The following is a 14,399-nucleotide window of genomic DNA, read 5'->3' as shown; positions in this document are numbered from 1 at the left end:
GCAACATTATCTTATTATTTTTTTTACTTTTGTAAACATATTATGAATTTAAAAATCGATCATAGCAGCACAAAACCTCTTCATAAACAGGCTGAAGAGCTCATAAGAAATCTTATAGACACGCCGGAATATAGGGACGGACAATATCTCCCTAAGGAAGTTTATTTGTCTGAACAATTAAAGATATCCCGGAACACCTTACGCCAGGCGATTAGCACCCTAGTAACCGAAGGCTTGCTCGTTCGTAAAAAAGGTGTTGGAACACGTGTTCAGAAAAAGAAAATATTTAGCGGCGTCAGTAACTGGTTAAGTTTTTCAGAAGAGATGCGCGTCCTGGGAATAGAAATTCATAATTTTGAATTACAAATCTATAGACACGAGGTATCTGCTGAAGTCGCTGCTTTTTTCGATATCGATGTGGCCACAAAAGTGATGCGACTGGAACGCCTCCGGGGGAAAAAAGATGCACCGTTCGTGTACTTCACTTCGGACTTTAGTCCACAGATACCCATTTCGGCATCAGAAAACTTTAACCGTCCACTGTACGAAATATTGGAAACAGATTACGGTGTCGTAGCATTGACGTCAAAAGAAGAGATAAGTGCGGCAGCAGCGGATGTATTTATTGCTTCCAAACTGGAAATCAAGCAAGGTGAACCTATCCTTATCCGAAAAAGATACGTCTACGACATTCATAATAATCCTATCGAATTCAATGTCGGGTGTTATCGGGCAGATTCCTTTACCTATACGATAGAAAGTAAACGAAATATTTGACATTCCATAAAAATTCGCTTCCATTCGTATTATTCAAATAAAGAATCGTACTTTTGTCCACGAAAAATGTGGACTGATTTGCGTGCTGCATATTGACTAATATGCCAGAAGGAGATTGCAACCACAGTAAAAAAAAGTGCTAAAACCAAAATTTGGGTCGTTTTTCCACTTCTACTTAGACAACTCCTTTCGTACGTTCAATCACAAAAGAATATGTAGTAATGGCTTATTTATTTACATCCGAATCGGTGTCGGAGGGACACCCTGACAAAGTAGCGGATCAGATTTCCGATGCATTGATTGATAATTTTTTGGCGTGGGATGCAGATGCCCGAGTCGCTATTGAGACCTTAGTAACGACCGGACAGGTTGTTTTGGCTGGCGAAGTAAAATCCAACATCTATTTAGATGTACAGAAAATTACCCGCTCGGTTATCCAAAAAATAGGATACACCAAGTCCGAATATATGTTTGAGGCAAACTCTTGTGGTGTACTGTCGGCTATCCATGAACAATCAGCAGAGATTAACCAAGGAGTCGATCGCCAAACAAAACAGGAACAGGGCGCCGGCGACCAAGGTATCATGTTTGGGTACGCGAGCAACGAAACCGAAAACTATATGCCGTTGGCTTTAGACCTCGCTCATCGGTTATTATACGAACTAGCTGCATTGCGCCGGGAGAATAAAGAGATTACTTATCTACGTCCAGATGCAAAGTCGCAAGTAACATTGGAATATAGCGACGACCATAAACCGCAACGCATCGATACCATTGTTATTTCAACACAACATGACGAGTTCGCTACCGAGGCAGCGATGCGGGAGAAAATTACAGACGATGTTAAAAACATCCTGATCCCACGTGTAAAAGCGCAACTGACACCAGCGTTGCAGGCCCTATTTACCGACAGCATCAAGTTTCACATTAATCCTACGGGAAAATTTGTGATCGGCGGACCACATGGCGATACCGGTTTGACCGGCCGTAAGATTATTGTGGACACCTATGGTGGAAAAGGAGCACATGGTGGTGGAGCATTTTCCGGAAAAGATCCCTCTAAAGTAGACCGCTCGGCAGCATACGCTACCCGCCATATTGCTAAAAATCTGGTAGCAGCCGGTGTGGCAGACGAAATATTGGTACAAATATCATATGCTATCGGCGTGAAAGATCCGATGGGAATCTATGTAAACACCTATGGTAAAAGCAACGTTCCTTACAACGATAGCAAAATTGCCGAGAAAATAGGGGAAATCTTCGACATGACGCCTTACGGCATCGAAACCCGCTTAGGACTTCGCAAACCTATCTATTCGGAAACTGCCGCTTACGGCCATATGGGTAGAACGCCTCAGACCGTAACCAAAACATTCGAAAGCTCTAACGGCGAACAGAAAACCGTAGAAGTTGAATTGTTCACCTGGGAGAAATTGGATTATGTCGACGTCGTTAAAGAGGCATTTGGATTATAAGACAAAGCTTAATAAATAGCAAGAATGCCACCCGAAGGGTGGCATTCTTGCTATTCCACCTTCAAAAGTATCTTCCCGCTTTTCAACCCCTTACTTTTCGCTTCCAGCCGGACATCTCCCGGTTGTTCTCCGGCCTGCACAATCGCTGTCAGTTGCCCATTGAAAAGGGGCATCTTCGGTTGATGAAACATATCCAGACAGGTTGGATCACCGTTCGCAGCGGCTCGGTATTGGCCCGCACCAGTTACAGAGAAATGTACCAACGCATTCTCGTTCGGGCACACGTTACCCTCCTTATCCAACACCTTTACGCGTACATAGGCCAATGATTTTCCATCTGCTGCAATGATCTTATGCGGTGTCTCCAACACAATTTGATGAGGCTTACCCGCTGTCCGTACGATCTTTTCCTCCGCCGGCTGTCCTTGGCGATCATATGCTACCACTTTCAGCTCACCCGGTTCATATATCACATCTGTCCACATCAATCGGTAGCGATGTTGCACCGACTCCTCTGTTTTCCGGCACACACCTTGGCTTTTTCCGTTGATAAATAGCTCCGCACTTGGATAGTTCGTGTACACAAATACGGGTGTCACTTCCCCCACACGTTCCGGCCATGTCCAGTGGGGCAGTACATGTACGGTGTTCGCTCGTTTATTCCACACACTTCTATAAAGATAATAGCGATCCTTAGGAATACTTGCCAAATCGATAATACCAAACATAGAACTATGGTTTGGCCAAGCATCCGTATCATAAGGAGAGGGTTCCCCCAAGTAATCAAAACCAGTCCACACAAATTGTCCGAGCGACCAAGCGTAGTCGTCCGCCATAGCTAGATCTTCATCCGGTAAATTCGACCAAGAACAGTGTTCCAGATCGTACGAGGAGGATTGATGATCAGCATACACCGCCTCCGCTTTTTTCTCCACCGGGAATTTATAAATCCCGCGCGAGCTTACTGTCGACGTGGTTTCTGCCCCCAACAGCAGATTTTGAGGTAGCTTTGCATAAGCCTCCTGATAGCGGTGTACCCGATAGTTAAATCCGGGAATATCGAGCATGCTCGCAAAACCATTTTCCAGCACACAGCTTACCTGATCCATTCCGCAAGTCACCGGACGGGTGGGATCTTCCCGATGGCAGATATCCTGCAAAAAACGAGCGACCTTATATCCCTCCGGGCTACATTGCGTGGGTACCTCGTTGCCAATACTCCACATTACGACCGACGGATTATTACGGAAATGGCGAATCATATTCACCATATCCCGTTCGGCCCACTCCTCGAAGAACCGGTGATAGCCGTTCATACACTTCGCTATCTCCCACTCGTCAAAAGGTTCGATCATCATCATCAAGCCCAATTCATCACACAACTCGACCAATTCCGGGGCAGGCATATTATGTGCCGTGCGGATGGCATCACAGCCCATATCCATCAATAGTTCCAACTGATATCGCAGCGCAGAAACATTGATTGCCGCACCCAACGGCCCCAGATCATGGTGGTTACATACCCCTTGAAATTGGCGATGTTTCCCATTCAGAAAAAAGCCTCTTTCGGCGACAAACTTGATATCCCGAATACCAAACCGGGTCTCGTAGCTATCCAACAGTTGCTCATCGACAAAGATACGCGATATCGCCTTGTACAGTGCCGGGCTCTCTGGGCTCCACAGTTTGGGATCCAACACTTCCAAGTGCTGCACAAAAGGTTGCCCATAGTTTATCTTTTGCGCATTATCTTTAGACGATACCACTTTTCCCGATCCATCAATAATATCCGTAGTGACCCGCACCACCTTACCATCCGCATTCTCTATATTCGTTTCCAGCCGCACGGAGGCCAACGTATCCGAAACAAAGGGTGTGGTAACAAAGGTTCCCCACACCGGAACATGCACCTTATCCGTTACGATCACATGCACATTCCGGTAAAGGCCCGCTCCTGGGTACCAGCGCGACGATTGTGGCCTATTTTCCAACCGCACAGCCACCAGGTTATCTTTGCCAGAGGGATTTATGAATTCCGTTACATCACAATGAAACGCGTTATAGCCATACGGCCAAAAACATACTTCGTGTCCATTTACATACACACGTGCTTCACTCATCGCGCCATCAAACTTCAGCACCACGCGTTTATTCGATGGCTCAAAAGATTCCACATCAAACGTATTTCTATACCAACCCACACCGACATAAGGTAATCCTCCCGTGCGTCCCGTTTTCACGGTAGCCACCTTTTCTCCATTTTGCGTCACGGCCACCTCCTGCAAATCATGTTTCCGGTCAAACGGACCGTAAATAGCCCAGTCATGCGGCACCGTCACCTTATCCCATCCACGATCATCGAAGTCGGTCGACGCCGCTTGATCAACATCCCCCTTGTTAAACCGCCAGTCTTTCTCAAGCGAAAATGTCTGTCGCAGTTCCTGCGCAGCTAGCAGAAAAGGACCAAAGAGTATACAACACAAAAAAAACGTATCATCATAAAATTTGTCATTATCAAATCATCCTAAATAGCAATCGAACCGCTACAAGAAAACCGCTACCATTTAAACGCTTCCAGCGCTTTCGTTGGCCGACCACTATCATCCATCGCGCCCAATGTATAGCCGTTCCAACCACCGTACGACAACGGTTCCCAATAGAAAACCCCCAGTACCTGACCAGCCGGAAACTGCCGACTCCTATTGATCAACTCGGTCAGAAATGCCGCAGCAGCATTCTCTTCGTCCCAGCTCATCCCGACTTCACAGATCATCACCTCCGTCTCATAGCGCGCAATCACATCCTGCATATTCTGTACACACTGTTGTGTACGCTCCTGCCAATTATCCTTATCCGGGTAGAGTGACATGCCGATCACATCCCATTTACCACCGTTAGACTTCAAACCGTCGAACAACCAACGAAATAAGCTGTTATCATAACCATTATGCACGTGTACAATGACTTTCGCTTCTGGAAAAACAGTCTTCACCGCGTCGTACCCCGCATTATTCAATGCCGCATAATTCGCCATACTTTCGGATGCCTTTCCATCCTCCCACAACATGCCGTTTCCCGTCTCGTTACCGACCTGTACCCACTCTGCTGTCACGCCGTTATCCTTTAACAACTGCAAGACTTCCTTCGTATGTTCCGCCACGGCTGCCTTCAACTCATTCAAAGATAAAGATTCCCAGGCAGCTGGCTTATTTTGTTGTCCAGGATCTGCCCAATGATCGCTATAATGGAAGTCGACCATAATACGCATGCCTAGATGATGTGCCCGATATGCTTTTACCAATACATCCTCCTTGTTGCACCAGCCATTCGTTGGATCTACCCATACCCGCAGCCGCACCGCGTTCATACCTAACGCCCGCAGCAATTTTAGACCATCTGTTGCCATACCAGCCTGATTATAGAACGATACGCCGGCCGCCTCCATTTCAGTTATCCAACTTATATCCGCGCCTTTCGCAAAGCTATCTTGATCTGGTGCCGCCGGTGCCGCATTATCGTCCTTGCAACTCCCCACTCCAAAAATACCTATACACATCCATAACCAGGATAATTTCTTTATATATACTTTCATATCTTATATAGATTATAAAGGTTCAACACTATAGCGGAACGCCTTTGGGTCACGCAAATCAAGGATTAACCGATAGGTACCCACCTGTTCATAAGTAAAGCCATCTGCATCCGTCGTATAGAGGTTACATACCCCTTCTGTTTCCGATCCTCCAAAAAACCAACTCCAACTCTCGTTGATCAGTATTTTCATTCCCCATTGTTCCGGTGCAGTCGTCGTAACGGTTGCTGTCCAAACTTGTTGCTCCTGATCGTACACCATGGGATTCGCAGAAGGACTCCAGGCGTTGAAGTCACCCGTAACCGATAAACTTCGAACAACCGTTTCACTCCACACCATCGCATTGACATCCGTCTTGAGATAAAGATATCCGCCATTATTCGTCCAACAATTCCAACGATCATCGCCGGCATACAATACATATTGATTGCCATCCACCGGATAAGACCCGTAAATCGTTTGCGCATCTGCACTTGCTTCGTCCGTTAAGTAAAAATTATACCATTGGTCTACCTGCACAAAACCATCATATATGCCATCTTCCAACCGCGCGGAAAGTTTCCACGGAAATGCAGAGAAATCACTATTGGCCATAAAGAGGTAGTCACCATCCTCCACCGGTTCAAATGCAGTCACCATCAACTCCAGCACATTGCTATACAACGGTTCCACATTTGGTGCCAACCGGCAGACTATACGCGCATATATCGCCTGTTGCTCCAACGGCACAAAACCCAAGGCCAGTACCATACTATTAAGCTGCTGGTGGGTATAGCTCAGCGAAGCACTTACTACATCGACCGATCGGCCGACGGATGCAAACGATGCGTTGGTTGAAAATTGCACGGTTGTCTTCATTTGCGATAGTGCTATTTTTTCGGTGCTTTGCAGCTCGTTTATGTTCCACATCAGTTGTAACGCCACCGCTTTCGGTGTCGTCGCCTCCAACAGCACTTCCGTTTTGGAAGCTGTCAATGTCGCCGGCTCCACATCCGTTATGGTAGGCGTGCCTCCTTCTTTTTCACAGGCGGCCAGCAACAGCAGTACGAAGCCAACCACCACATAGTAATATAATCGTTTCATGGTTTTCTAATTGATCATTATGCTAATATCCCGTATTTTGAATCAAATTTGGGTTTGCGGCCATATCCGTAACCGGAATAGGATACACGTTAAACTTGGTATCCGTTGCCCGGCCATCGACTACGCCTCCTTTCCACTGCCACAGGTAACTCCCTCCTGTAAACCGACCAAATCGGATTAAGTCTGTTCGGCGGGTTGCCTCCCAGAATAATTCCCGTCCTCTTTCGTCCAAAATAAAATCCAAGGTCAACTGTGCCGTAGAAATTTTACCCTCTTCACTCCCAAATGCCCGGTGTCGGATCTGATTCACCAAATCCAATGCCTGCGACAGGTTTCCACCACCACCGCGGACAACGGATTCGGCATACATCAAATACACATCCGCCAAACGGATCATTGGAAAATCCGTACTAACCATTCCTTCGTCTGTTACAAACGTCCCGTCGTCTTTCAGATTCGTAAATTTCACGATACTGTATCCTTGGCTAGACGATGAAGGGTCATCAATATTCAAGGTTTGACCGTCCGTCCAGAAGTCGCCACGCGTATCGGCAGCATTAAAAATACCCACAAACTCCCGTAATGTCCGAAAGCTATTCCACCCTGACAGCACACCATAATCTTCCGCTTTCATGTTCCCCACAATAGGGCCATTCACCAAGTACGTCGTTGCTCCCCAAGTACTTGTATGGGCAACATCGGCCTGAATAGCAAATATAATCTCCTCTGTCCGCTGATCATTATCGGCATTGAACAGCTTCTTATAATCTTCCTGCAGCGCATACCCTGCATCTATTATTTTTTGGCAATAGTCGATGCAATCCCTATAACGTGCTTCACCTGTATACACCTGCGCATTTAAATAATTCTTTGCGAGTAATGCCCAAGCCGCCTCACGGCTCACCCGTCCATACGCGTGTTTAGGCCCTTCCGGCAAGAGTTCCGCTATTTCGCTTAGTTCACCTTCTAGGTATCGGAATAATTCCGCACGTGTTATACGTGGCGGGAAAAAGGCGCCGACCACATCCTGTTCAGTTACAAAAGGCACATTCCCGTATAAATCCATCGCGTGGCTATAAGCCAACGCACGTAAAAAACGTGCCTCTGCAGCAAACTCCCGAATAGCCACTTGATCCGCCTCTGCAAAAGCGGCCAGCTTTTCGTCCGTCACATTACGTAAGAACTCGTTACATATCGCAATGGTATAATAAATACGGTAATACATGGCATTCACCCATGTATCCGAAGCGCCCCAGCTCATAAACTGTATATCCACGAGATTATCGCCTCCCGTCCAGGTATATATAATTTCGTCTGTGGGGATTTCCTGTAGGTTAAAGTATACCCGCAAATAGCCCCAAGAAGCCGTCGTACCCGCCATATCCGGGTCATCATCACCACGGCCGTTTCCCGCCACAGCGAAAGAAGCGTACAACTTTGCCAAAACCGATTGGTAGCCTTCTACCGACGTATACACCTGTTCAGATGTTGTCTCCACGGAAGGAAACTGATCCAGATCTTTCGTACAGGATGTGAGCAGAACGATGAAACACATCATTCCGGTCAACAATAATATTAGGTTTGTTTTCATCATTAAAAGTCTAAGTTTATACTTAAAGAATACGTCCTGGAGCGCGGATAGAACGAGCTATCAAAACCGTTGGGTACCTCAGGATCTATTCCTGTGTATTTGCTGATAACAAACACATTTTGTACGATCGCGCCAAGCCGTAGATTCGAAATACGACCTATACGTCCCACATGATAACCCAACGAAATATTTTCCATACGCAGAAACGAACCATTCTCTACGTAGTAATCCGAAAAATACTGTCTGGCCTGAAAACCAGTCCGGAGATAGTCCCGATGTAAGTTGTTGAGTGCCGGATCCACATACTGTAGCGTTTCCCACGCACTCAGGTTCATTTTGGTATTATTATACACATAATTGCCTACGTGTGCTCTTAACGTCGTGGAGGCCGACCATTTTTTGTATGACACCTGTGTATTGAATCCAAATAGCCAATCTGCTGCTGGCGACTGATAGCGATAGAGATCACTTTCGTTTATGCCGCCGTCTCCATTCAGATCTGCGTATACCCCTTCCAGCGGTTTTCCCGTCTCATCATACATTTGCTTGTATACATAGAACATATACGGTTCATATCCAGGTGTCAAGATTTGTATACCACGCTCGTTCACCTCGGGTCCGGCATACGTTCCCACCGATGAAGCGTCGGGCACCATCGTGATGTTTGTCACCTTCATGTGTTGACTGGTAGCATTCAAGTTCACCTCCCAACGCAGATCTTCCCGATCGATCGGCACCGTATTCAATTGGAATTCAAACCCACGGCTTTCAATATTGCCCACATTCGTTGTTGCCATCTGATCGAAGTTAGTTCCAGCCGGCACCGCCACATTGGCCAATAAATCATGCGTTTTACGCGTGTAATAATCGACAGCTCCCGATATACGGTTCTGGAACAGGGCGAAATCCAGACCATAATTAAATGCCTTCGTCGTTTCCCAACGTAAATCCCGCACATACACCGAAGGCCGGTAGACCAAGTGGTATTGGTTCCCAAAACGATATTGGGCGTAAGGCGTTCCTTGATTATAAATAGGCAGATAGCCATAATTCCCGATACCTTCCTGTTGGCCCGTCACCCCGTAGCTTGCCCGCAGTTTTAAATCGTCCAGAAACGACGTTTCCTTTAGGAATTGTTCTTCCGAAAGCCGCCAAGCCAGCGCCAATGAAGGAAATGTTCCCCAGCGGTTTTCCGGACTGAAGCGAGAGGTTCCATCACGCCTTACGGTCGCGGTCAATAAATAACGGCTATCATAACTGTAATTCAGCCTCCCATAAATCGACATCAACGTATGCCGTTGATCTCGCGCTATAGCCGTCGAACGTACCTCCTCCCGATCATTGTAATAGGTAATTGGCGGACGGGTAGCACTCCAATACTGATAGTCATGCCCTACCGTCAGTTCCAGATTGCTCTTTAAATCCGGAAGTTCCTTTTGGTAATGGAGATAGCCGGTAAACAGCCGGTTTTTTAATGTCTCCTCGTATGTATCATAGGCTCCACCAATTAAAAAACTATTCGCGGCTGTTGCCGGTATATGATTATATCCTTCCCCTTTCGCATAATCGTAGCCAAGGGTCACATGCGCTTTCAATTCCGGTAAAAAATGAAATTTATAATCCATATCGAGATTACCAATTAAACGGTTCACGTGGCTCCGGTGTTTCTCCTGATGCAACAGGCCGAGTGGGTTGAGGTTTGCCCCGGTCGCCGGAAGGCCTGCATTGTCTAGACTTTCATAATATCCCCCATAGGCATCGTCCCCTGAATAAATGGGCTGTGTAGGATTAAAAGCCATCGCTGTCCAGATCGCGTCCGTATTCGCAAATCGGTTATTATTGCGGGATCCTTTCAGATTTGCGGTCACTTGAAGATGATCCTCCAAAAACGAAGGGTTCAATACAAGCGATCCGGTGACCCGTTCCGCTCTATCCGTCAGCAAGGTTCCCTGTTGATTATAGTAACCTGCCGATGCTCTAAAGGGTACACGTCCGGCAATCTTACCCGTGGCACTTAGGTTATCATCTGTTCCCCACGCCGTCTGAAAGACCTCTTGAAGCCAATCCGTATCAGCCTCACCAACAAGTCCTTTTTGTTTATCGTTACCTTTCGAATCGATCAATGCCCGAAACTCGTCCGTACCCAGCATATCCGCTACACCCCAAGGTTGTTGAGCAGAGAACACGGAGGATACCGAAAAGCGCAGTTGATCACCTTTCCCTTTTTTTGTCGTAATCAACAACACGCCGTTCGATGCCCGTGATCCATAGATAGCCGTTGCCGAAGCATCTTTCAAAATCGTCATACTTTCGATATCGTTGGGGTTAATGAGGCTCAGAAAATTACCACTGTTACCACTGATACCTCCGGCCTCTAAGGGTACACCATCCAGTACAATAAGCGGATCATTACTTGCACTCAAAGAAGCTCCTCCACGTATACGGATCGTACTTCCGGCACTTGGCGAACCGCTGTTCGACATCACCTGCACACCAGCCGATTTTCCGTTGATCAGCTGTTCGGGCGATCCCACCAGTCCCCCATTAAAATCTTTGCTGTTCACGGTACTCACCGAACCCGTTAAATCTTTCTTGGTCATACTACCATATCCCACCACCACGAGTTCTTCGAGTACATTTCCTCCTTCCTTCAGGAAAACGTCTAGTACGTTACCCGCCGCCGTCAGCGTTTGCTCCTCATGTCCAAGGAAAGTAAACGCGAGTTGTTTAGATCCTGCAGGCAGCGATATGCGGTACGTCCCATCTTCTGCGGTCAATGTGCCCACATTTGTACCGACTACCCGCACGGAGACTCCCTGCAAGGGTATCCCGTCCTGATTCCGGACCACGCCCTGAACAAGTTGTTGGAATCGGAACACCGTCTTCTCCTGTGTGCCGGCATATACCGATCCGGAAAGCATCATACCTCCGGTACCGCAAACCAACGACAAACAGGCAACACCAATTTTTATCGTAAAAGATTTCATATGTTTATAATTATTTATAAGTGTAAGTATTCATTTATATAAATGAGCTCGTTACACTCGGTTTGTCTTTTAATGTCCATATGGAATATCCAGATTATCTTCGATGAACTCACAAGCTCGGTTATTTCATTCCAGTTTGTGGTTATGCAATCGTGGATATCTCCTGTTACTGTGTATTATATATTTAGATTTATACTATTCCATCCATACCGCTCCGATGGTGATGACAGCGTGTTGATCTACGGCGCCGTCCGTCGAAATGATCAATTTCTCGCTATCCTGGATAGCGAACGATATCGGTGTCACCGGCACAAAATAACGTTCTAAAAAGGTGGGATAGGGCGCTGGTAACAAGGCCGTCGGCACCAGTGTTAATTCCTCCAAAGGAACACGAAGTGTCTGTTGCGCATCCTTCTCCAGCGCTACCGTTGCCGAATACGTATACCCCATGTTGGATACGAATCCTATTTGTATCTTTCCGCCAAACGATTGATTCCCCACCGCTATCATCAGATTTTTCACCTCATCGATCTTGTACTTCCGCTCCGCAACTACCTGTTTGATATCTTTCAACCAGAAAAATTTCGTCTCGCTATCGTGCCTGGTAAACGTATAGGACCACATCGGTACCGTCATCGGATCTCTTTGTGTTTTCCGTACCTGGCTATAGGCTGTTTCGGGAATAGCATAGGTTTCCCATCCGGGCTGCGCCGACAACGATTCTGCAAGCACAATAGGCGTCATGCGGTCAACAATCGCTGTCGTCCAATACGTGTCTATAGCCGTGTCCCAATCCAATGGTGCCCCCGATGTTCCCTGCGGAAAGGTGTATTTTTTGCCCTCCACATATACCGTCGCCGTATAACGGACCCTATCCCCGCGAAGCATAGATTGGGGAAAACGGCCGACATACCGATATCCTTCTTTATTTTCCAGCTTTATATACGTATTGTCATCTCGCCAAAATGATATTTCATCCGTTTGAACAATCACCGAGTCAGGTGCCACAGCCGATACGACCTGGAGGGAAATAACGAGATCCTGACCACGTTCGTGATAACCAGCAGGGGTATGTACGACCGTGGGCGACTGTTGTACGGACGCCGCCGGCGCCACAAAATGCCCTAATGGATAACGGTTCCATACCGTCGAGCTGTTCCATTCTTCCCACGCCGGTTGGTCTTTCCGACCAAGTATATAGACCCCAGGTTTCACCGTCATCACTGTTCGGTCCGCCTGTCCGCGTAACGAAGTTTCGGGTGCTAATTGCTTCCAGGAAAAATCCTCTCCTAGATCGGGCAAGCGAATTTCCAAGTTATTTTCCGACCAAAGAATCTGTACCACCTCCCTGGATAAAGACGGCTTTGCAAAGGGATCGTTCACCATCTCCGCATCAGGCATCACCTCCAGACGCCACACCCCATCCTGCAATTTATCCAAAAAATAGGTGCCCGAGCCACTATAAGCCACTACCGGCGAGCTTCCATGTCCGGCTATTTTTCGTAATGCTTGCGCGCTTTTCGGCCGTACATCCGTATTATTGGTATAATAAAAAGCGGTATCCACATTCATTACCGCGAGATCCTGTTGATAGCTCACCATAAAATCCCCATACAGCGTATCTTGCGGATAAGCTGGGAAAGACTGATTTCGCGGGATTCTATAGGCTGTTTCAGCCGCGATCATCATACTGATCGCTTTCGCTGGCGTATAGGCTAGGTTCAGATAGTGGGTTTGGTATTCGGTATTGTATGCTGCCATATCCAGCGGATCGTACGCAAATTGCGTTATCCACTGGAAACCGTTCGCGCGGAATGTGCGGCTCATTGCAGGATGTATATAACTATATACGATATCCGCGGGATCATACTCATACACCGCTTTGACTTTATTGGTAAAGCCTTTTTCATTTGCAAACGGAATATCATAACGAGCCACATAGGGAAGAAAATTACCTTTTCGCTCCTTCCCCGCGACCAATCCGATAGGATACCATTGGTACGTTGTTCCCTGCACATCCGATTTAAAGTAGGCCGATACATGTTCCATGTTATGGCTCACATTGTAAAAAACCGGTTTCTTATTCCCCGCTTTCTTCATCGCAGCCAGCATTTCACGGATATAGTGCTCCGTAGTACCCACCTCGCCGGTATGGCAAGGTTCGTTATTAATTTCAAAGCCCACCACATAGGGATTATCCTGATAGGCAAACCCCGTATAGGGGTTTACATGGCGCAGGAGTCCGGTGATATACCGCTTTTGAGCAGCTATAGCTTGCGGGTTCGTATGTATCTGACACTTGTCGTATAAATACGAGAACCCGCCCGTCTGTACATTACGTTCGGGATAGCCATTCCCGAAGTTCGTCATGGCGGTTATCAGTATCCGGATACCGTTTTCCTGCAACCTGAACAAGAGATAATCTAATAATTCCAGGTGTTCGTTTTCCAGCAAATTACCTTCCCCATCTGCAATTTCCACATCCCAGATATGGATACGATAAGCATTGAAACCTAATCGTACAAGATGATAAACGTCGCGATCAATCGCTTCTTTGCGGTCTACCCCTTTATATTGTAACGTCCGGTAAGCATGTGCAAAAGGCGTCGTATAATTTACACCAAAAAAAGAAGCTTCCTGCTTCGTATCCGACCACCGCATCACCCCCTGTTTATCCACATAGATAGTAGGTACATTTTTATCAGCTTGTGCAAAAACAGCCAAGAAGAAAAAACAGGCAAAGAAACCTAGAACACATTTACGCATGATCATATTTGTTTTATAATTTTATGTTAGCGAAATAATAACACAAACCTAACAAGCATTACCAATTAAAGCGACCACGTTTCGGACAAAGCCTAACACAAATCGGACATTCCGACTGTCCGAAAGCT

At 46.7% G+C, this 14,399-nt stretch carries 8 protein-coding genes; 2 read left to right on the top strand and 6 right to left on the bottom strand.

The window, feature by feature from the left end; genetic code table 11:
* The first annotated feature begins 42 nt into the window (after nucleotides 1-42).
* Nucleotides 43-777, top strand: coding sequence for a GntR family transcriptional regulator (locus tag H8B06_RS03350; RefSeq protein WP_190992885.1), 735 nt, complete (start codon nucleotides 43-45; stop codon nucleotides 775-777).
* A gap of 221 nt (nucleotides 778-998) precedes the next feature.
* Nucleotides 999-2,252 carry a methionine adenosyltransferase gene (metK, locus tag H8B06_RS03345; RefSeq protein WP_190992883.1) on the top strand — a complete coding sequence of 418 codons (1,254 nt, stop codon included), beginning with the start codon at nucleotides 999-1,001 and terminating at the stop codon, nucleotides 2,250-2,252.
* A 50-nt stretch (nucleotides 2,253-2,302) separates the two neighbouring features.
* Here the strand turns inward: metK and H8B06_RS03340 are convergent, their stop codons facing one another.
* From H8B06_RS03340 to H8B06_RS03315, 6 genes are all read right to left on the bottom strand, one after another.
* Entirely contained in the window at nucleotides 2,303-4,735 is a 2,433-nt protein-coding gene (locus H8B06_RS03340) for a glycoside hydrolase family 2 TIM barrel-domain containing protein (RefSeq protein ID WP_190992881.1), read from the bottom strand.
* A 74-nt stretch (nucleotides 4,736-4,809) separates the two neighbouring features.
* The gene (locus tag H8B06_RS03335) at nucleotides 4,810-5,844 is read right to left on the bottom strand and encodes a glycoside hydrolase family 53 protein (RefSeq protein ID WP_190992879.1); all 1,035 of its coding nucleotides are present in this window, start codon (nucleotides 5,842-5,844) and stop codon (nucleotides 4,810-4,812) included.
* A gap of 12 nt (nucleotides 5,845-5,856) precedes the next feature.
* Nucleotides 5,857-6,927, bottom strand: coding sequence for a DUF5111 domain-containing protein (locus tag H8B06_RS03330; protein WP_190992878.1), 1,071 nt, complete (start codon nucleotides 6,925-6,927; stop codon nucleotides 5,857-5,859).
* 22 nt (nucleotides 6,928-6,949) lie between these two features.
* The gene (locus H8B06_RS03325; RefSeq protein WP_223857451.1) at nucleotides 6,950-8,521 is read right to left on the bottom strand and encodes a RagB/SusD family nutrient uptake outer membrane protein; all 1,572 of its coding nucleotides are present in this window, start codon (nucleotides 8,519-8,521) and stop codon (nucleotides 6,950-6,952) included.
* Nucleotides 8,521-11,505 carry a SusC/RagA family TonB-linked outer membrane protein gene (locus H8B06_RS03320; RefSeq protein ID WP_223857450.1) on the bottom strand — a complete coding sequence of 995 codons (2,985 nt, stop codon included), beginning with the start codon at nucleotides 11,503-11,505 and terminating at the stop codon, nucleotides 8,521-8,523. Before H8B06_RS03320 ends, H8B06_RS03325 begins: the two co-directional genes overlap by 1 nt.
* Nucleotides 11,506-11,700: 195 nt before the next feature.
* Nucleotides 11,701-14,271, bottom strand: a complete 2,571-nt coding sequence (locus H8B06_RS03315; protein WP_190992876.1) for a hypothetical protein — start codon at nucleotides 14,269-14,271, stop codon at nucleotides 11,701-11,703.
* Nucleotides 14,272-14,399 lie beyond the last annotated feature (128 nt).

Origin of the sequence: Sphingobacterium micropteri (genome assembly GCF_014692515.1) — a bacterium.
Lineage (GTDB): Bacteria > Bacteroidota > Bacteroidia > Sphingobacteriales > Sphingobacteriaceae > Sphingobacterium > Sphingobacterium micropteri.
Note: the sequence above shows the minus strand (reverse complement) of the source record. Positions and strands in the feature narration are given on the sequence as shown.